Below are 18,904 nucleotides of genomic sequence, written 5' to 3'. Positions count from 1 at the left end.
CCGTGGAGTGGTGCGAGTAAATTGAAATCCACAATTCTTGCAGCGATACCGTTGTTTTCCCAGAATCTTTCCGCTTCGATATACCGTGCTGGCATGGCACTTGGGGCAGTCGGGCTTTGCTTCCATGTGTTTCTCCTTTTGGAGGGATATAACACATTTACATCATATTGTTAATACTCTCGGAAAATTTAAAATTAATCTGCTCTAGCTCATTTCATGAGCAAAACGCTCTAAGGGGCTTGCCGGCACATGGTTATTTAGCCCTTGCGGCAGGGCGCGCGCAGTTCAATGGACCGTGCCGGGCAGGCAAGGGCGCGGAACTTTTTGGGGCTGGGCTGTGCCGGTCGTTTGCCTCTTTTCAGGCCGAGGCTGTTCCCGCGCTGTCCGGAGCAGGCACAGGGGCCGGAGCCTCAAGCAGATCGGGATGCAGTGTAAAAAACTCGGCCAACAAGTACAAGGAGCCTGTCAGCAGCAGCAGCAGCGGGCGAACGGGATCGGCCGTGGCTCCAGCGCCAAGAGCGGCCGCGCTTCGCGTCAGGGCTTCGGGCAGATTATCCAGAGCCACGGCCGTGGCCGGAGGCAGGGCATTGCAGGCCGCGGCGACCTCGTGTGCGCGCGCCGCGCGCGGGTTGTCCAGGGCAGGGATGAACATGGGAGCCGGGCCCAGAAAATGTTTGAGCATCAGGGCCGAAGTGCGCCAGTCCTTGTCGCCGAGGCAGGAAAACACGGCTCCGGCGGGGCGGATGTTTTTTTGCTGCAAAGCCGTGAGCAAGGCGCGCATGCCGTGGGGATTGTGCGCGCCGTCCAGCAGCAGGGGCGGATGATCGTGCGCGGCAGGCACGCTTTGCAGGCGGCCGGGCAAAAAAGCGCGGGCCAGGCCGTGCGCCTGAGCCCTGACATCATCGGCGTTTTTGCCCAGCAACGGGGCCAGCCGCCGCCAGGCCGCGAGCGCCAGCCCGGCGTTGACCGACTGATGCGGCCCTTGCAGCCCCAGCCCGGCCGCAGACGGGCCGCCCGGTGAAGGCGCAGGCAAAGGCTCGGCCCACAGCAGCGGCGCACCATGCGCAAGCGCGGCATCTTCAAGGCAATGCGCGGCCACGGGGAATTGCGCGGCCGTGCAGATCGGCGCGGGCCCGCGCACAGCCCCGGCCTTGTCCGCGGCAATATGCCGTAGGCTCGGCCCCAGCACGTCCTTGTGATCCAGGGCGATGGGCGTAAAGCAAAGCAAATCCGCGGCCACGGCCGTGGTCGCGTCATGGCGGCCGCCCAGGCCCGCCTCCAGCACGGCCGCGTCCACGCGCTCCTCCCGGAAGATCAGCAGAGCCAGGACCGTGAGAAATTCAAAATAAGTGAGATCGGGAGCCACGGACAGGATATTCTCGGCATGCGCCACCCAGCTCTCGCCGGGCCAGGGGCGCCCGTCCACGCGGATGCGCTCCTCCGGGGAGACAAAGTGCGGCGAAATGTACAGGCCGGTTTTGCAGCCGTGGGCCGCGCAGAGCGAGGCCAGAAAAGCCGCGGTGGAACCCTTGCCGTTGGTGCCCAGGATCTGCGCCACAGCAAAGGGGGGCCGGGTCAGATCCAGGGCGGCCAAGGCCCGCCGCATGCGGTCCAGGCTCAAATCCATGTGAAAAAGGCCCTTGCCCTGCAGATAGGCCAGCACTTGCTGAAAGTTTTGAAAAGATGCGCGCATGCCCGCTACAATACGCGAAAGAGCTCCGCCTGTCAGCGGGGTACGTCTTGCTGGCCGGGGCATGGCGTCCGGACCGCTTGCCTTTGAAAAAACGCAACGCGGAACCGCCATTGCCGCGCACGGGGCGCGTTCCTGTTTTGCGTGCGGGCGCGGAACAGACTTTTTCATCAGTCAAAATGAGCAGAGACAGCGCGCCTTGACGCCAAGGGAGTCTGCCTCTATATTCATTGCGAAAAAAGTTCAGAGCCTTTCTTCGGCTCCTTGCGCGCTCATAGCTCAGATGGACAGAGCAGGAGCCTTCTAAGCTCTTGGTCGGGGGTTCGATTCCTCCTGGGCGCGCCACATGCTTTTCAAGAGGCCGGGCCTGCGGGTCTGACTCCTTTTGTCGCTCAGCAAAAACGCCGCAGTGCGCCGACGCCGGGGAGCCTGTCGCCTGCGCTGCCCATTGACGCAAGCAGCGCTGCATCCAGGGCGCATGGGCATGTGCAACGCCCGGCCTGCGCAAGAGCGCGAATTGCCTTTACTGTCGCCGCAACCCCAAAGGATAGACGCATGGACATGAAAACAGTGCGCCGTCAGGCGCGGGAACGCATGAACGGCGCCTGCCGGGTCTGCCCGCAGTGCAACGGCAAGGCCTGCTCCGGCGAATTGCCGGGCATGGGCGGCATACGCAGCGGCGCGTCGTTTCGCGCGAACATCAGCGCGTTGGAAAAAGTGCATCTGAAACTGCGGCTGATCCACGATCTGCGCGAACCGGAAACCGCGTGCGAAATACTGGGCCTGCCCCTGAAAATGCCGATTCTCATCGCGCCCTTGGCCGGAACGTCCTTTAATATGGGCAACGGCCTTTCCGAAGAGCGCTTTGCCCAGGCCGTCACTGCCGGGGCCAGGGCCGCCGGAACCGTCTCTTGTACCGGCGATGGCACTTCCGAAGTCTTTGACAACGGCCTGAATGCCGTGCAGAGCCTTGACGGCTGGGGGATTCCCATCATCAAACCCTGGGCCGGAGAGGCTTTTTTTGAACGGCTGGAACGCGTGGCCCGGGCCGGATGCCGCGTTGTGGGCATGGATCTTGACACCGCCGCCATAACCGCGCTGGCCAAAAGCAAACGCCCGGTCTCGCCCAAAAGCCGCGAGGAATTGGCGGAAATTGTGCAAAAATCCCATGCCCTGGGCCTGAAATTCATGCTCAAGGGCGTTCTCAGCGTGGAAGACGCGCTGGCCGCCGAGGCCTGCGGTTGTGACGCTCTGGTGGTTTCCAATCACGGCGGCCGCGTTCTGGAAGCTCTGCCGGGCACGGCGGACGCTCTGCCGGATATTGCACGGAGCGTGCGCCGGATGGCCGTGCTGGTGGACGGCGGCGTGCGATCCGGCGCGGATGTGCTCAAGATGCTGGCCCTGGGGGCCAGAGCCGTGCTGATCGGCCGCCCGGCGATTATCGCGGCCATGGGCGCAGAAGAAGAAGGCGTGCGCCTGTTTCTGACGCGGTTGCAGCGTCAGCTCATGGAAAGCATGCTGCTCACGGGCTGCGCCTCGCTTCGCCAGGCCGGACCGCATCTGCTGGCCTGAAGAATCGCGGGTCAAAGCCGCCGCTGCGGCGTATGTCACGCGGAAAACGCGTGTCCGGCGTCCCCATGCGCAAGAGGCTCGCGGAGCAGATGGACGTTGAAATGCGGCGCGTTTCAACGTCGGCATTCAGGCCAGAAATGCGGTTAGAGCGGTTTGGCTAATCTTATTAGCAAACCGCTCTACTGCGCCGCGTCTGCTGCATGGCGCAAGGCCGGCGTCTGCTGCGGGGCCAGACAATCCTGATTGATTCTTTTACGCACCAGTTCCTCGAAGGCCGCGAGGCTGAAGCGCGCTTCCCCGACAACGGGCGGCGCGGTCACAACCGCCGCTGCGGGCGCGAATAACGCTGCATCCCCGGCCTGCTCCGGCTTCACGGTCCGGGGCGCATCCTGCCCGGCGTTCCGTGAAAATGGAGGCTCTGGCCTCTGCTCATGGTCGCCGGCAAGGGGCGTGTGCAAGGCCGCGGGCGTCTGGGCGTAAAAACGCACCCGCACTTCACGCCTTTCGCCCACGCCCCAGAGCTCCAGAAAGAGCGCGCTCCCCGGCGGAATGCCGTCGGGCGGCCAGCCCCGGGCCTGCCAGGTTACGCCCAACAGGCTGCCGATATTGGCAATATTTGTGTCATGCCCCACAAAAACAACCAGCCGGGCCGCATTGAGCCGCTGATCATAGTGTCTGCCCGCCAGGGCGTCGGCCATTTCTTTCAGCAGAGAGCTGCCGCGGGCCCGGGCCACAAGCGGCGCGCGGTTGATCACGTCGAAAACGCGGCTGTGCAAAGGCAGCAAGCGGGCCAGAACCTGTCCGTCCGCCTGCCCCCAGGCCGCGGCTCTGCCCGGCCACTGTCCGTATTCCAGCAAGAATATTTCCGCCAGACTGGACGCAATGCCCAGGCAGCCGGAAAGGCGCACGCTTCTCCCTTTGGGCGAAACGCTTATGGAAGTGGGCAGATCCGAGATTCGGCATTGGCGCGGCAGGGCGAAAAAGGCGCAAAGTTCGGGAGCCGGCGGCGCGGTCAGTTGGTCGATGAGCGCGAGCGGGGCGCTGTACTCCTCATGCAGGCGATCCAGGCCGCCTGGAGTCATGCTGAGAACAGCACTGGCCGCGGCCGCGGGATCAAAGGCGCAGAGCCCGGCTTTGACCGGATGAAACAGCGGATCCGGGCGACCGTCGGCCACGGCGTACCCTGTCTCGCAGCCCGGCGCCAGACCTGCGAGCAGGGCCCGGGCCGTGGCCAGGGTGCGCTGATCTGTATCCGCACGCACAAAAATCGCGCCGGGCGGCGGACAGGCCGCGTGGGGCAACAGACCGAGCTCCATAAACGTGCCGCGCAGTTCCGTCCACATGGCGGTGATCAGGCGGCCGCCGCGCGCCGTCAGATCACCGCGAGGCACGGGCCAGTGCGGCCAGGGGCGGCTGCTCCAGAGCGCAAGGGTTTTCATGTCCTGCGTCGGAGAGCGCACGCCATGCCGGGAAAGCGCCACAACTTTGAGCAGACGCGCCTTGTCGCCGTCAGCTCCAGCAAAGGCGCAGTCAGCAGGGACGCCGGAAAAAATCCCGCAAATCAGCAAAAAAAGAAAAAAACGGATGACGCGCATTCTCCCCTCCTTGCAAGATTGGCATCAGCATAGCCGCAAAAAAAACACGGGACAATGCCGGCTTTTTCTCAAAACATTCACCTTTTCGATGCGTTTCTAAAAAAATTCGTTTTGAATTTCATATAGTTGCAATATCATTTTCATTGAAAGCGCGCATACATCTTCACGCGGTCGGGCTTGAGCTATGTTGCATAACGGGGTATACATAAAGTTTGAAATACTTTTTGGGGTCAGGCGGCATGTCCAGGGGCTCGCAGCAAATCAGACGCACATATGCGGCAGTCGCTCTCATCGGCGTTGTTTTTCTCGCTTGCAGCCTTTTGCTCTTGTGGCAGATCGGCCAGCAAACCGAAAGAGAAAACGCACTCTACCTCTATGATACGATAAATCAACTCCACGCCTTGTTCCAGAGGCAAATCGCGATGGACTTTCAGATTTTGCGCGGCGTGGCAATCACGCTTGCGCACGCGCCGCGCGACAAGGTCATGCCCATTCTCAAGGAAGTCAACGACAATAACGAATTTATGCGCATGGGGCCGGCATCTCCCGACGGCCTGCTGGAACTGGAATGCGCCAAATCCCTGCCCCTGTCCGGCGAGAATTTCCGGGAATTGATCCTTGCGCTGCAAGAACATGGCTTCCGCTGTTCTCTGGATGATTTCGGCGTGGATTTTTTGCGCGCAACGGGCTGTGATTTCGTGCAGGGCTTCGTCTTTGCCAGACCCATGCCCGCCGCGGAATGCAGCGCCATGCTGGCAAAGCTCCAGGGCGGCCCGGTTCCGCTCACGCGGGCCTGAGCCAGAGTCGCGCACAACACGGGCCGCGGCAAGGCTGCTTTTCTCCGCCAGGGCCCGCAAACCACAAACGGAAATACTGAGATGCCCATAGCCATTCCACGTTTTCATCTCGGGGAGGCCGCGGCTGTGCCTGAGGTGCACGTCGGCGACTCCAACGCCCTTGCCATGCGCGCGGCCAAAGTGCAGGACGTGCACGGCATGTCGGCTCTGATCAACCAGTATGCCTCTTCCAATGTCATGCTGGCGCGGGGGCCGCAGTATCTTTACCAGCATATTCAGGACTATATGGTGGCGACCGCGCCCGCCGCGGACACCGGCCGGGAAACCGTGGTGGCCTGTGGCTCGGTCCATGTGCTCTGGGAGGATCTGGCCGAAATCCGCTCCGTGGCCGTGCACGCCTCCTGTCAGGGGCAGGGCCTGGGCAGGCGTCTGGTGCAGGCGCTGGTGGAGCGCTGTCGGGGCCTGGGCATCCCCAGGGCGTTTGTTTTCACTCTGGCCGCGCCTTTTTTCGAGCGCTGCGGTTTTCAGGAATTCCAGCGCGAGACCATGCCCCCCATTGTCTGGGTGGAGTGCAGCAAATGCCCGAAATTTTACTGCTGTGACGAAATAGGCATGATCCTCACGCTGTGAGGCGCGGCAATCCCGCAAGCTCGCATTGCAATGCAGCCATTGGCTTGCATCAGACAGAAAGAGGCACAGTGCATGAACAGATTGAAAAACAGGGATTTTCTGAAGGAAACCGACTTCACGCCTGAGGATTTGACCTATTTGCTGGATTTGGCGGCCTACCTCAAAAAAGCCAAGAAAGCGCGGCAAGAACCCAAATTCATGAAGGACAAAAACATTGTGCTCCTTTTTGAAAAAGACTCCACGCGCACGCGCAGTTCCTTTGAGGTCGCCGCCCATGATCAGGGCGCGCACGTCACCTATCTGGGGCCTTCAGGCTCGCAGATGGGCAAAAAGGAATCCATGGCCGACACGGCCCGCGTGCTTTCCCGTTTTTATGACGGGATTGAATATCGCGGCTATGGCCAAAGCCGGGTGGAGGCCCTGGCCGAACACGCCACGGTGCCGGTCTGGAACGGCCTGACCAATGAGTGGCATCCCACGCAGCTTCTGGCCGACATGCTCACCATGCGCGAATGCTGCGCCAGGCCCCTGAACCGCCAGACCCTGGCCTATCTGGGGGACGCGCGCTATAATATGGGCAACTCGCTGATGATCGGCTCGGCCATGCTCGGCGTGGATTTTCGTTCCGTGGCGCCCAAATTGCTCTGGACCTCGGACGAGGTTTTTGAGATGGCCCGGAGCATCGCCCGGCGCACCGGCGCGCGGATCACGCGCACGGAAAATGTGGATGAAGGCGTGCAAGGCTGCGATTTTTTGTACACAGACGTCTGGGTCTCCATGGGCGAGCCGGATGCTGTCTGGAAAGAGCGCATCGACCTGCTCACGCCCTACCGCGTGGATCAAAGGGTCATGGAGAGAACAGGCAATGCGGACTGCAAGTTTTTGCACTGCCTGCCCGCTTTTCACAATCGCGAAACCACGGTGGGCGAGGACATTTACCAACGTTTCGGCCTTGAGTGCATGGAAGTGAGCGACGATGTTTTTGAGTCGCCCCGCAACATGGCTTTTGAGGAAGCGGAAAACCGCCTGCATACCATCAAGGCCGTGATGGTGGCCACACTGGCGGAAGAGCCGTTGACATTTGAAGAGTAAGACCAGGTGGTCAGTTCCTGAAGCATTTCAAGGGCAAGATGTTCCAAACCAGTACAGGCATGCCGCTCAAGCACTGAAGACATGTATTTTGGCCCGCTGTTTGCATCGTGTTGCAATACTTCAAAACAAGCGTCAAAAACAAGGCGGTTTCTCTCCGTGCCCTTTCGCTTTGCCATGCAGAAAGTGCTCGACTACCGGGAGCAATTGGAAGAAGAAGCCAAAGTGCGCCTGGCCGAGGCCGAGCGTCGCCTTCAGGAAGCGCAAAAGCGTCTTGACCAGCTGCGCGGGGAGCTTGAGCGCGCAGCGGATCGGCTTCGCGACAATCCGCTGATGGAAGCGGGCGAGCGTTGGCTGCAGGAACAGTACATCACGGGCCTGCGCGCGGATGTGGCCGCCGCCTCGCTGCAGGAGCGCATGATGGATCAAATGGCCCAGGAGGCCCGCAAGCTGCTCGCCGCCCGCGCCATTGACAAAAAACTGCTGGAAAAGCTTAAGGAACGGCAAAAAAAGCATTTTATCCGCGCAGAACAACTGCAGGAGCAACGCTTCAATGACGAAACAGCGACCCTCCGCTACAAGGCTCCGGCTTTCTAGGCTTTTCCGCTGGCTGGCGGTGCTCTGCTTTATCAAGCTCTCCATTCTGGGCATGCTGATGCTGGATCTGCCGCTGCCCGCATGGCTGGGCGGCAACGCTCCCGACAACGGCGCCATGCCCACGCAAAGCGCGGCAAACACGCCCACGACGTTGCCCGACAGTTCGGAAAGCGCGGCCCTGGCCGAAGCCTCGCTTTCGCCGGGCGCAGCGCGGCTGCCCGAAGCGGTCGGATCGCAGCTCGCTCCCCAGGAGGCCCGATCTTCCGCGCTCACGCCCCAAAATCCGCCGCAAGGCGCGGCTGCCGCGCAACTGGCCGCCACTGCGAAGCCACGCCGCGCCATGCGGCAAAATCCGACCCAGGCCGCGCTTCCCGCGCCGCTGGTCACGGCCCAGGCCCCTGCGGGCGGCACGCCCGGCGGTGAGAACGTCTTCATACCGCCCAGTCTGCCGGAGCCCGCGGCTCTTGACGCGCCCACGGTCGAGCCCGGAACCTCGCCTCTGACCGGAAACAATGCGCCGCTGCCTGCCCTTGCCGCGGATCGGCGCGCCCGCGAAGACGGCTGGCTGGACGTGCTCGGCCTCACGCATCTGCCCGTTCCGGGCCTCGGCAGCGTGCAGGCGGCCCATGCCGCGGCGCTGGACATGCCCGTGCCCCAGACTCCCGCCAGCAGCGCCTCGCCCTTTGCTCCGGCGGAGCAGAACGCGCCCCTGGCCATGCCCGGCGCGCCGGACATTCCCGCCAATATCCCGCGCGGTCAGGGCGCTGACGGCGCTCCACTGCCGCCACGCGCGGCGGGCGCAGACTCCGCGGCCCTGCCCGCCCTGCCACGGGCCGGGCAATCCGCCGCCATGCATGCTCCGGCGCCCAGCGTCGCGCCCACAGTTTTGCCTGAAGATCCCAACGCCAAAGCCCTGGATCTGGCGCGGCAGCAACAGGACATTCTGATGCTCCGGCAGCAGATGGATCAACGCCTGAAAGATCTGGAGAATGCCGAACGGAAGGTAAAGGACATGCTGCGCGAGGCCAAAGGCCTGGAGGACAAAAAAATCCACAGCCTGATCCAGATGTACGCCAACATGAAACCGAGAACCGCGGCCAAGGCCCTGGAAAACATGGACGAGCGCGTGGCCATCAGGATTCTTTCCGGCATGGCGCCCAAGCAATCCGGCGAAATTCTGACATATACAAATCCTGCCAAGACAGCCAAGCTCACGGAGCTGATCACCCGCATGAGGCTGCCCGAATAATGCGGCTCAAACTGCTCCTGGCCTATCTGGGCGGCAAGTACAGCGGCTGGCAGATCCAGGAAAAGCCTTCTCCGCCGCCCACCATTCAGGGCGAGCTGGAAGCGGCCCTGCGCATCCTGGCCGGCACGCCCGTGCGGGTGTTCGGATCGGGCCGCACGGACGCGGGCGTGCATGCCCACGGCCAGGTGGCCCACTGCGACGTGCCCGGAACCAAGGCCGGGCTGGATTGGCGGCACAGCCTCAATGCCCTGCTGCCTCCTGAAATCCGGGTGCTTGCGGCCACGCCTGCGCGGCCGGATTTTCACGCCCGCAAGGACGCCGCGCGCAAAACCTATGCCTACCAGTTCTGGCAGGAGAAAATCTTTACGCCGCCGCAACTGGCCCCCTATGTCTGGAGTTGCGGGCCCCTGGAAGCCGAAGCCATGCGCGCGGCGCTGCCGCATCTGCTGGGAGAGCGGGATTTTGCGAGTCTGCAAAATGCCGGGACCGACATGGAAAGCACGCGCCGCAACGTGTTCGCCGCTTCTCTGACGCCCCTGCCCCCGTGCGAGTTTTACCCGCCGCACGCGCCGATCCTGCGATTCAGCGTCACGGCCGACGGTTTTCTCAAGCAGATGGTGCGCAATATGGCCGGGCTGCTGGCGGCCTGCGGGCAAGGAAAAATCAATCCGGACTCCATCCCCGCAATGCTGGCTGCCCGAAATCGCAGGGCCGTGCCTTCGGTTACTGCCCCGGCGCGGGGCCTGGCGCTGGTCAGCGTGGAATATGACTGAGGCTTGCGGCACGGCATGTCCGCAACGCGCTTCCGAGTTTCGATCGCCTTGACCTGCTCACTGCTCTTGGGCCAGAACAGGCTCCAAGGGCTGTTCGTGGCCGGGGATGATCGTCCCCCTCAAGAGGCGCATGCTGCGGAGCGCTTCCCGCTCCGGCGGCGCACGGCCCGGCACAGGCGGCGCACGGCCTCGTCAGGCTCGGAATCCAGGTCCGCCCAGCGGCTCGCGGCATTTGCCAGCACCCCTCCGATGATCTCCAGAGCGTGCTCCGCGCTGTCCACCCAGACATCGACCGCCCCGTGCAGCATCAGGCCCGGCCCCTCCAGGGGGCCGCGAATGCCCAGCACCGGCACGCCCGCCCCTGCGGCCAGGCCCACTTCCACCCCGGCATCCTGGCCGGATGCGCCGTAATAAATGACGATATCCGCATTCAGGCAGGCGTCTCGGCAAAAAGCATACACCTGGCCGCCGTCCCTGTCCGTATCCATCCAGATCCGGCGCTCGGCCGGGCTCAGGCCCGGCGGGGGCACGGCTTTTTCCGTCCAATCCAGCATGCGGCAGCCCTGCGCGCGCAACTCGCGGCCCAACAGGCGGACGCCGTGCTTGTGCTTGAAGGAACCGGCCACATAAATGCATAAAGCCTGCATCCGAACCTCAGAATTCTATGCCGCGCACGGCTTTGACGCCCGCGCGCCAGGGATGCTTGATCTCGCCCATCTCCGTCACCAAATCCGCGGCCCTGATGAGCCAGTCCGGCGCGTTGCGGCCCGAAAGCACCAGATGCCGGTTTTGCGCGCGCGCCTCGGCCAACAGGCCTTCCACTTCCTTCCGCTCAAGAATGCCCGCGCCAAGCGCGTAGATCGCTTCGTCCAGAATCAGCATGTCCGCGGCTTCCAACTGCTCGCGCGCCCAGGCCAGAACGCGCAACGCGGCCGCGCGGTGGGCCGGGCGCTCCTCCTCGCGCCGCAAAAAGCCCTGGCCTCCGGCCAGAAAACGCTCGCCCAGCCATTGCGCCAGCATGCGCTGCTCGCCGGCCTGGCCGTCCCGCTTCATGAATTGCCCGAACGCCACGGTCAAGCCCTGCCCCATAGCCCGCACGGCCTGCCCTACGCACGCGCTGGTTTTGCCCTTGCCGTGGCCGGTATAGATCAAAAGCATTATTTCCAGACTCCCGGCAGTTCAGCCCCGCAGGAGGGGCATTTGCCCGGCGCGCCCGAAAAGCGGACGGCATAGCCGCGCCTCTCGATCACCAGAGCGCCGCAGGACGGGCAGAAGGTATTCGCGCCCACGGCGCTCCGCACATTGCCCATGTAAACAAAGTGGAGGCCCGCCTCGCGCCCGATGCGCCAGGCTTCCTCCAGGCGGGAGAGCGGCGTGGCGGGATGCGCCGCCATGAGGTGTGCGCCGTGAAAAGCCGAGAGATGCCAAGGCGTCTCCGGCCCAAGTTCATCGCGCACAAAGGCGGCCATTTCGCCCAATTCGGCCGCGCTGTCGTTAATGCCCGGAATGACCAGGGTCGTCACTTCCAGCCACCAGCCCAGGGACTTGACGGCTTTGAGATTGTCCAGCACCGGCTGGAGACGGCCACCGCAATATTCCTTGTAGAACTGATCGCGAAAGGACTTCAGATCCACATTGATCGCAGCAATCCGGCGACGCAGGGGCAGGAGACAGTCTTTGGACATAAAACCGTTGCTGACCAGAATGGCGCGCATGCCCGCAGCCTGGGCGAGTTCCGCGGTCTCATGAATCAGCTCGAAGAAGACCGTCGGCTCATTATAGGTGAAGGCAATGCTGCGCGCCCTGCTCTCCACGGCGGCTTGCGCCAGAGCCTCTGGGCGCACATGCCTGCCCGGCACCCTGCCGTTGCCTGGCAGGCGCGCAATGACATGGTTCTGGCAGAAAAGGCAGGTGAAATTGCAACCCGCGCTGCCTACGGAAAAAGTTTTGCTGCCCGGCAAAAAATGGTAGAGCGGCTTTTTTTCCACAGGGTCAAGCTGAGCGCTGGTGATCACGTCGCGCACCAGGGAAATCAACGTGCCGTTCAGATTGGCGCGCACGCCGCAGAGCCCCTTGCCGCCTTTTTTCAAGCGGCAGGCATGCGCGCAAAGGCGGCATTGCACCGCTGCGCCGGGCAAAGGATCCCAAAGCATGGCCTTCATGTCAGCGCCTTGCCCCGGGCATGCCCGGCGCACCATTGCCCGACGGGGGAATGCCGTTGTGCGGCCGGGGCCGCCAACCCGGCGCATGCGGCCAGGGCTGTGTGTTGGCGGGAGGCCGCCAGCCCGGCGGCATCTGGCCTTGCGGCGGCCGGGGATTTTGCCAGCCGGGCTGCTGCCAGGGCGGCACGGAGCCGGGCCCCGGATAAGGGCGCGGCGGCGGGCCGGGAGGATAGGGATGCGGGCGCGGCGGCGGGCCGGGAGGGTTGGACTGATTGTTGCAGCCCGGATACACCTGCGGGGCCACGATCAGCGGCGAGTCCCAGTCGGGCTGCTGCGGGGGGCGCGGCGCAATGACCGAGGTTATGATATCGCCGCTCTCCGGGTCCCGCCAGGTTCCCGCAAAACCGCTATAGCCCCCGGCAGTAGTGTAGACCGTGGTGGTGCTGTTGTATACATTGGAGTTAGTATACTGGCTCTGCACGTCCGGGGGCTGCACAGGCGGCTGCGCGGCGTCGGGCGGCAGAGCGCCGGAAAGCGGCTCTGGCCGGTGCGCGGCGCCCGCTTCCGTGTTCTTGCCGGCATCCGAACCCATGCCGGAGGCAACGTGCGCTCCGCAGAGACCCAGGGCCGCAAGCAGCACAAGAAAAAAAAGGGTGTACTTGCGCATCATCGTCATTCCATAACTGTTTTTTTCTCTATACCAGCGGCAGCCGGGCCGGTCCATGAAAAAAAGTCGCTTGGGATTCGGCGGAAAATTTGCTAATATTCTTCAACTATTCAAGGAGGGCACGGATGTCCAGCGACCGCGCAAAAGCCTATACCCAAGCCGGGGTCAACATTCAGGCGGGCAACGATCTGGTTGCGCGCATCAAGCATCTGGTGGCAAGCACGCAGACCAGAGGCGTCATTTCGGATATCGGGGGCTTCGGCGGTTTGTTCCGCCCCGATCTGAGCGGAATGCGCGAACCTGTGCTGGTATCCTCCACCGACGGGGTGGGCACCAAACTGAAGCTGGCCTTTGCCTTTGACAAGCATGACAGCGTGGGCGTGGATCTTGTGGCCATGAGCGTCAACGATATTCTGGTGCAAGGGGCGAATCCGCTCTTTTTCCTGGATTATTTTGCCACGGGAAAACTTGATGTGGACACGGCGCAGACCGTGATCAGCGGCGTTGCCGAGGGTTGCCGCCAGGCCGGATGCGCGCTCCTGGGCGGCGAAACCGCCGAAATGCCCGATATGTACGCGCCCGGCGAATATGATCTGGCCGGATTTTGCGTGGGCATTGTGGACAATGCCCGGCTCATTGACGGATCGGGCATCCAGGTGGGCGACGAGATCGTTGGCATCGCTTCCTCAGGTCTGCATTCCAACGGCTATTCCCTGGTGCGCAAAATCCTGGGCGAAAGCGGCCTTCAGCCTGACGACGCCTTTCCCGGCGCGGACGGGGCCAGCGTGCGCGAAACCCTTTTGACCCCCACCATTATTTATGTGGAAGCCGTGCGTTCCCTGTTGCGCGATCTCAACGTCAAGGGCATGGCCCACATCACGGGCGGCGGCTTTTACGACAATATTCCGCGCGTTCTGCCCGCACAGGTGGAAGCCCGGATCAATTTCGGCAGTTGGCAGATGCCGCCTGTGTTCCATTGGCTCAAGACCGCGGGCAAGCTCACCTGGCCGGAAATCCTCCAGATCTTCAACGGCGGCATAGGTTACATTCTTGTGCTGCCCCCGGAGCAGGCCGAAGAAGCCGTCAATCGCATTCAGGCCTTCAGTCTGCGGGCCTGGCGCATCGGCGAAATTGCCCGGCGCGCCAAAGACGGATCGGGCGAGCAGGTGATCATTACCTTTTAGAGCGTTTTGCTAATGAAATTAGCTAAACGCTCTGGCGACAGCGTTAGCTGGCGCCCGCGCCGAATGAGCGTCCAGACCGCGTTCTGGACGCGAAATGATGGCAGCGAAGTGATTGAAAATGGATATTTTCAATCAAAAATACTCTAGAGGATTTTCAAAGGCAAAAGCTCTCCTGCCGCCGCGTCTCTGCTGTCCATGCCCCTGGAGCATATTGCTTTTGAAACGCTCGCTCCGGCGCGTAACGGCGCAAGTACATTTCCTCTGCTGTCGTCATCCGTAAGGCGGCACAGCCGCCAACGGCTGACGCGCGCGGCGGGCATCTTTGTGTGTAGGTCTATTTAAAAGCAAAAACCAATCTGTTCCAGGACGGTTCTTATATGCGCAATACCCTGGGTTGCCTCGGCAACATCATCTGGTTTTTACTGGGCGGCATCTGGATGGGTCTGGCCTGGTGGTTCTATGGGCTGCTCTGCTTCATCTCCATTGTGGGCATCCCCTGGGGGCGGGCCTGTTTTGTCATCGGCCAGTTCGCCTTCTTTCCTTTCGGCAAAATGCCCGTTTCCCGCGAGGTGCTCACAGGCCAACCCGACATCGGCACCGGCATCTGGGGCACAGTGGGCAATGTGATCTGGCTGCTGCTGGCCGGAATCTGGATTGCTCTGCAGCACCTGATCTGGGCGTTTTTCTGCGCCATCACGATCATCGGCATTCCTTTTGCCTGGCAGCACGTCAAGCTGGCCGGTCTGGCTCTTTGCCCCATCGGCAAAACCATTGTGCCCGCCGACGTGGCTGAGGCGGCCGAACGCGCTTACGCCGAAAAACGCATGCGCCCGTAACGGCCGTCCCTTCCGTCGGGCACGGTTGCCTTGCCAGGGGGACGCATGATCGAGCAATCCCGGCACTTGTCTGCCTTTTTTCCCGCACCGCCCAAATTTCGCCCCCCCGGCCCTCCCCTTTACGCTCAGTTGGCGGCCGTGCTCCGCAGAGACAGACGCAGGCGAAATTTACTTGCGCAGTTACGCGCCGGAGCGAGCGTTGCAAAAGCAATATACTCCAGAGCATTTTCACTTTGAAAATGCTCTGCTGACCAGAAAGCGGCAGCCGCCGCAACACGGCGTACATTCAGGCGAAAACCGCGTTTTTCGCCTGAATGCCACCTTTGACTTTTATAAAAAGTCAAAGGTAATCTGCTCTAGAGCATTTTGCTTTTGAAATTATTCAATTTCAAAAGCGGCGCTGCCGTCATTTCCCCGCAAGCGGGACAAGCGCCTGAAAAACGTGGTTTTCAGGCTCATTGCTTCAGCCGTTGCGACGAAGGAAGCTACGGATGGAGACAGCAATGAGTTACCACAAAAAACATTCAACGAAACCGCTGTCGCCATCCGTAAGGCTCGCAGACTCGCCAACGGCTGGCGCAAGCAAGCAAAGCTTGCTAACGGCTACCGCCGGCGCGGGCGTCCGCTCCCGCGGCCGCCAGAGCGGTTGCCGTTTTCAACAGCAAACCGCTCTAACAATTCGGCTTTGCTCATTTTTTGATGCTATCCAAAATCCATGGCTTTTTCCAGAATTATGAAATGAGTTCTGCTCTCAACAAAGTTTTCTGTAGTACATGCTGCCAGAAACTGCGGCTCCATTAAGGAGTTTTCCCCTTTTGCAAAAAGCGCAGCTTGACGAAGCCGGCAGGCCCCCCAATGCAGGGCAAGGCGTTGAAAGATCGCAAAAATTTGTTTTTGCCGCTGAGCCTGCCGGGAACCTGTGCAGGGCATACGCCCTGAGATTGCATCGGCCCTGGGATGAAAAACACCGTGGCTTGGCTTTTAGGCCGGCTCTGTGTAAACTGCCGTAAACTTCCGTGAAGGTGCCCCATGCGACGACTGCCCTGGCCTGACTATTTCATGAATATCACCTACCTGGTGAGCGAGCGATCCACATGCACCCGCCGCAGGGTGGGTGCCGTGGCCGTCAAGGACAAACGTATCCTGGCCACAGGGTACAACGGCGCTCCGGCCGGCGTTCCGCACTGCCTTGAAGTGGGCTGCCTGCGCGAGCAACTGGGCATCCCCTCCGGCCAGCGCCATGAAATCTGCCGTGGTCTGCACGCCGAGCAAAACGTGATCATCCAGGCCGCAGTGCACGGCATCAATATTCAGGGCGCTGAGCTCTACTGCACCACACATCCCTGCGGGCTTTGCAGCAAAATGCTGATCAACTGCGGCATCCGCCGTATTTTCTACACCGAGGATTATCCGGACGATCTGGCCGCAGCCATGCTCAAGGAAGCAGGGGTGCTTGTGGAACAGTTCAATTTCACGCCGCCTCTTATCCGGGATCTGGCCGAAAAAACGCCTGACGGCAGGCTTCAGCCTTTGCCCGGCTGCGCAACCGCGACAGGATGTGAAGAGGGCTGCCATGACTGAGCCGGATTTTGCGCCGTTCATGCGTGAGGCCTTGCGCCTGGCAGAATTGGGGCGCTGGAAAACCTATCCCAATCCCGCGGTCGGCGCAGTGCTGATGCGCGACGGTCGTATTCTGGCCCGGGGGTATCACCATGCGGCCGGCAAGGCTCATGCCGAGATCGAATGTCTGAAAGACGCTGCCGCCCAGGGCGTGGATCCGCGCGGCTGCACGCTGGTGGTCACCCTGGAGCCCTGCAACCATCAGGGGAAAACCCCTCCCTGCACCCAGGCGATTCTGGATGCGGGCATCAGCCGGGTGGTCATGGGGCTTGCCGATCCCAATCCCCTGGCCGCGGGAGGCGCCGCGCGCCTGCGCCAGGCCGGGGTGGAGGTGATCGAGCATGTCTGCGAGCAGGAATGCCGCGACATGCTGGCGGATTTTCTGATCTGGCAGAGACTGGATCGTCCTTATGTGCTCCTCAAGATGGCGGCAACCCTGGATGGCCGCATTGCCACGCGCAAAGGCCAGTCCCAGTGGATCAGCTCGGAGGATTCGCGCCGCGAGGTGCACAAGCTGCGGGCAGACATAGGGCTGTGCGGCGGCGCGGTGCTGGTGGGCGGCGGCACTTTCAGGGCCGACAACCCCCGGCTCACGGCCCGCAGCACATCCGCGGCAGACCCGCAGCCCCTGGCCTGCGTGCTCACGTCGCGCCTGCCCATGCCTGACGCGGACTTTCATTTGCTCAAGGATCGGCCGGACCACACCATCTTTCTGGCTTCGCCCGCAGCCGCGGCTTCCACCACAGCCCAGGCTTTGCGCCAAAAAGGCGTGCGCGTTCTGGCCCTGGGGCCCGCCCCGCGCGGCGGCCCGGATTTTCTCGGCATGTTCCAGACGCTGCGCCGGGAGTTGAACTGCCCTTATGTACTCTGCGAGGGCGGCGGCAAACTCGGCCTCGCCCTTTTGGAAGCCGGTTTTGTGGATGAGTTCCGCTTGCACCTCTCCCCCATGATTCTGGGCGACAATGACGCGCACCCTCTGTTCAGCGGCCGCGCCCCCCTGGATCTGAGCGAAGCGCTGCGTCTGCGCGTAAGCAGCATGGGCCTTTGCGGCGGCGACATCCACATCACTCTTCGCCCGGCGGCCCCGGCCGCCGGAGATTGACAGGATCCGGGAGAGCGCGGCATGTTCACGGGCATCATCCAGGGCCAGGGCACAATTGTGGCCGTGCGCAAAAGCGGCGCGGAATGTCGCCTGGACATTCAACCGCTTTTTGCCCTTGAAAATCTGACGGACGGCGAATCCATTGCGGTCAATGGAGCCTGCCTTTCCGTGGAAATGCACAGGCCGGAGAGTTTTACGGCCTATGCCTCGGCCGAAACCCTTTCGCGCACCACATTGGGCAAACTCGCCAGAGGGGACGCGGTCAACCTGGAGCGCGCGCTTGCCGTGGGCGACCGCCTGGGCGGGCACCTGGTCAGCGGCCATGTGGATTGTCTGGCCACCGTGCTGGAAGTGCGGCCCGCCGGGCAATCCCTCTGCTGCCGTCTCGCTTTTCCGGCCGCCTACGGTTCGGAGGTCATTCCCAAGGGTTCGGTGGCCCTTGACGGAATCAGCCTTACGGTCAATGATTGCGGTCCGGATTTTCTGGAAATCAACAGTATCCCGGATACGCAGAAACGCACAACCATGCGCCTCTGGCGTCCCGGCGTGCATGTCAATATGGAAACGGACCTGATCGGAAAATACGTTCGCCGCCTGCTGGGCCCGTGGCAGACAAAGGCAGCGGAAAAACATACGCAAATCAGCAGGGAATTTTTGCTCCGAACCGGCTTTATCTAGAGCAGATTACCTTTGACTTTTTATGAAAGTCAAAGGTGGCATTCAGGCGAAAAACGCGGTTTTCGCCTGAATGTACGCCGCGTTGCGGCGGCTGCCGCTTTCGCGTCAGCAGAGCATTTTCAAAGTGAAAATGCTCTAGTCGTGCGAGGATCGACACAACGCTTTGCCGTCATCATCAGCAGGAGTTGCCATGAGCACTGTTACGACCATTGCGGGCCAGTTGGACGCCAAAGGCCTCAAGGTGGCCATTGTTGCCACGCGCTTCAATGATTTTATTGTGGACCGCCTGGTGGGCGGCGCGCTGGACTATCTTGAACGTCACGGCCTTGAGGCTTCCGACATCACCCTGGTGCGTATTCCCGGCGCCTTTGAGCTCCCGTTGATCTGCCAGAAACTGGGCGCCTCGCAGAAGTATGACGGCATTCTGGCCCTGGGCGCGGTGATCCGCGGCGGCACGCCCCATTTTGACTATGTTTGCGCGGAAGCCAGCAAGGGCATTGCCCAGGCCATGCTGGCCTCAGGCACGCCCATTGGTTTCGGCCTTCTGACCTGCGACAACATTGAGCAGGCCATAGAGCGGGCCGGCTCCAAAGCCGGCAACAAGGGCGTTGAAGCCGCCGCCGCCATGCTGGAAACCATCCGCGTGCTGGAGCAATTGTAATT

Annotated in this window: 20 protein-coding genes and 1 tRNA gene; 14 read left to right on the top strand and 7 right to left on the bottom strand. The window is 62.1% G+C overall.

The genetic code is table 11. The features are described from left to right. Positions 1-358 precede the first annotated feature (358 nt). Positions 359-1,693, bottom strand: coding sequence for a cyanophycin synthetase (locus G7Y51_RS03610; RefSeq protein ID WP_165175015.1), 1,335 nt, complete (start codon positions 1,691-1,693; stop codon positions 359-361). Positions 1,694-1,958: 265 nt separating this feature from the next. Here G7Y51_RS03610 and G7Y51_RS03605 point away from each other — a divergent pair. Together G7Y51_RS03605 and G7Y51_RS03600 are read left to right on the top strand one after the other, a co-directional pair. Further along, positions 1,959-2,035 (top strand) — tRNA-Arg (locus tag G7Y51_RS03605). Positions 2,036-2,245: 210 nt separating this feature from the next. Further along, positions 2,246-3,262: an alpha-hydroxy-acid oxidizing protein gene (locus tag G7Y51_RS03600; protein WP_165175014.1), complete on the top strand. Its 1,017-nt coding sequence runs from the start codon at positions 2,246-2,248 to the stop codon at positions 3,260-3,262. 179 nt (positions 3,263-3,441) lie between these two features. Here G7Y51_RS03600 and G7Y51_RS03595 read toward each other — a convergent pair whose 3' ends face one another. Beyond that, positions 3,442-4,857: a histidine-type phosphatase gene (locus G7Y51_RS03595; RefSeq protein ID WP_165175013.1), complete on the bottom strand. Its 1,416-nt coding sequence runs from the start codon at positions 4,855-4,857 to the stop codon at positions 3,442-3,444. Between the two features lie 422 nt (positions 4,858-5,279). Between G7Y51_RS03595 and G7Y51_RS03585 the strand changes: the two genes are divergently transcribed. From G7Y51_RS03585 to truA, 6 genes are all read left to right on the top strand, one after another. Then, the gene (locus tag G7Y51_RS03585; protein WP_165175011.1) at positions 5,280-5,654 is read left to right on the top strand and encodes a hypothetical protein; all 375 of its coding nucleotides are present in this window, start codon (positions 5,280-5,282) and stop codon (positions 5,652-5,654) included. A gap of 81 nt (positions 5,655-5,735) precedes the next feature. After that, positions 5,736-6,284, top strand: coding sequence for an N-acetyltransferase (locus G7Y51_RS03580; protein WP_165175010.1), 549 nt, complete (start codon positions 5,736-5,738; stop codon positions 6,282-6,284). Positions 6,285-6,356: 72 nt separating this feature from the next. Beyond that, complete coding sequence (argF, locus tag G7Y51_RS03575) at positions 6,357-7,376, top strand: ornithine carbamoyltransferase (RefSeq protein ID WP_165175009.1); 1,020 nt, start codon at positions 6,357-6,359, stop codon at positions 7,374-7,376. Positions 7,377-7,532: 156 nt separating this feature from the next. After that, positions 7,533-7,970 (top strand): flagellar export protein FliJ, encoded by a 438-nt coding sequence (gene fliJ, locus G7Y51_RS03570; RefSeq protein WP_165175008.1) that lies wholly within the window; start codon positions 7,533-7,535, stop codon positions 7,968-7,970. Further along, positions 7,927-9,219: a hypothetical protein gene (locus G7Y51_RS03565; protein ID WP_165175007.1), complete on the top strand. Its 1,293-nt coding sequence runs from the start codon at positions 7,927-7,929 to the stop codon at positions 9,217-9,219. Before fliJ ends, G7Y51_RS03565 begins: the two co-directional genes overlap by 44 nt. Beyond that, on the top strand, positions 9,216-9,992 hold the full coding sequence (gene truA, locus G7Y51_RS03560) for a tRNA pseudouridine(38-40) synthase TruA (RefSeq protein WP_165175024.1): 777 nt from the start codon (positions 9,216-9,218) through the stop codon (positions 9,990-9,992). Before G7Y51_RS03565 ends, truA begins: the two co-directional genes overlap by 4 nt. Positions 9,993-10,111: 119 nt before the next feature. Here the strand turns inward: truA and G7Y51_RS03555 are convergent, their stop codons facing one another. The 4 genes from G7Y51_RS03555 to G7Y51_RS03540 are packed head-to-tail and all read right to left on the bottom strand — an operon-like array spanning position 10,112 to position 12,824. Beyond that, positions 10,112-10,639 (bottom strand): translation initiation factor 2, encoded by a 528-nt coding sequence (locus G7Y51_RS03555; RefSeq protein ID WP_165175006.1) that lies wholly within the window; start codon positions 10,637-10,639, stop codon positions 10,112-10,114. Positions 10,640-10,646: 7 nt separating this feature from the next. Continuing rightward, positions 10,647-11,150, bottom strand: a complete 504-nt coding sequence (locus tag G7Y51_RS03550) for a cob(I)yrinic acid a,c-diamide adenosyltransferase (RefSeq protein ID WP_165175005.1) — start codon at positions 11,148-11,150, stop codon at positions 10,647-10,649. Further along, positions 11,150-12,154 (bottom strand): AmmeMemoRadiSam system radical SAM enzyme, encoded by a 1,005-nt coding sequence (gene amrS, locus G7Y51_RS03545; RefSeq protein ID WP_165175004.1) that lies wholly within the window; start codon positions 12,152-12,154, stop codon positions 11,150-11,152. The genes G7Y51_RS03550 and amrS overlap by 1 nt, the downstream gene beginning before the upstream one ends. A gap of 1 nt (position 12,155) precedes the next feature. Beyond that, positions 12,156-12,824: a hypothetical protein gene (locus tag G7Y51_RS03540; RefSeq protein WP_206214237.1), complete on the bottom strand. Its 669-nt coding sequence runs from the start codon at positions 12,822-12,824 to the stop codon at positions 12,156-12,158. A 122-nt stretch (positions 12,825-12,946) separates the two neighbouring features. On the opposite strand from G7Y51_RS03540, the gene purM reads away from it, so the two are divergent. Both purM and G7Y51_RS03530 read left to right on the top strand, forming a co-directional pair. Then, a complete protein-coding gene (gene purM / locus G7Y51_RS03535; RefSeq protein WP_165175002.1) occupies positions 12,947-14,005 on the top strand; it encodes a phosphoribosylformylglycinamidine cyclo-ligase in 1,059 nt (352 codons plus the stop codon). Between the two features lie 377 nt (positions 14,006-14,382). Beyond that, positions 14,383-14,841, top strand: coding sequence for a YccF domain-containing protein (locus G7Y51_RS03530; RefSeq protein WP_206214236.1), 459 nt, complete (start codon positions 14,383-14,385; stop codon positions 14,839-14,841). 125 nt (positions 14,842-14,966) lie between these two features. On the opposite strand, the gene G7Y51_RS03525 is transcribed toward G7Y51_RS03530, so the two are convergent. Further along, entirely contained in the window at positions 14,967-15,185 is a 219-nt protein-coding gene (locus G7Y51_RS03525; protein ID WP_165175001.1) for a hypothetical protein, read from the bottom strand. A gap of 685 nt (positions 15,186-15,870) precedes the next feature. Here G7Y51_RS03525 and G7Y51_RS03510 point away from each other — a divergent pair. The 4 genes from G7Y51_RS03510 to ribE all read left to right on the top strand — a co-directional run bounded on the left by G7Y51_RS03510 (position 15,871) and on the right by ribE (position 18,902). Further along, a complete protein-coding gene (locus G7Y51_RS03510) occupies positions 15,871-16,422 on the top strand; it encodes a cytidine/deoxycytidylate deaminase family protein (RefSeq protein WP_241160118.1) in 552 nt (183 codons plus the stop codon). Next, positions 16,415-17,563, top strand: coding sequence for a bifunctional diaminohydroxyphosphoribosylaminopyrimidine deaminase/5-amino-6-(5-phosphoribosylamino)uracil reductase RibD (gene ribD, locus G7Y51_RS03505; protein ID WP_165174998.1), 1,149 nt, complete (start codon positions 16,415-16,417; stop codon positions 17,561-17,563). Before G7Y51_RS03510 ends, ribD begins: the two co-directional genes overlap by 8 nt. A 21-nt stretch (positions 17,564-17,584) precedes the next feature. Further along, entirely contained in the window at positions 17,585-18,241 is a 657-nt protein-coding gene (locus G7Y51_RS03500; protein WP_165174997.1) for a riboflavin synthase, read from the top strand. Between the two features lie 190 nt (positions 18,242-18,431). Continuing rightward, positions 18,432-18,902 (top strand): 6,7-dimethyl-8-ribityllumazine synthase, encoded by a 471-nt coding sequence (gene ribE / locus G7Y51_RS03495; RefSeq protein WP_165174996.1) that lies wholly within the window; start codon positions 18,432-18,434, stop codon positions 18,900-18,902. Positions 18,903-18,904 lie beyond the last annotated feature (2 nt).

The sequence above is a fragment of the Desulfovibrio sp. ZJ369 genome (genome assembly GCF_011039085.1).
GTDB lineage: Bacteria > Desulfobacterota > Desulfovibrionia > Desulfovibrionales > Desulfovibrionaceae > Desulfovibrio.
The sequence above is the reverse complement of the archived record's forward strand: the minus strand, read 5'-3'. Positions and strand labels throughout refer to the sequence as shown.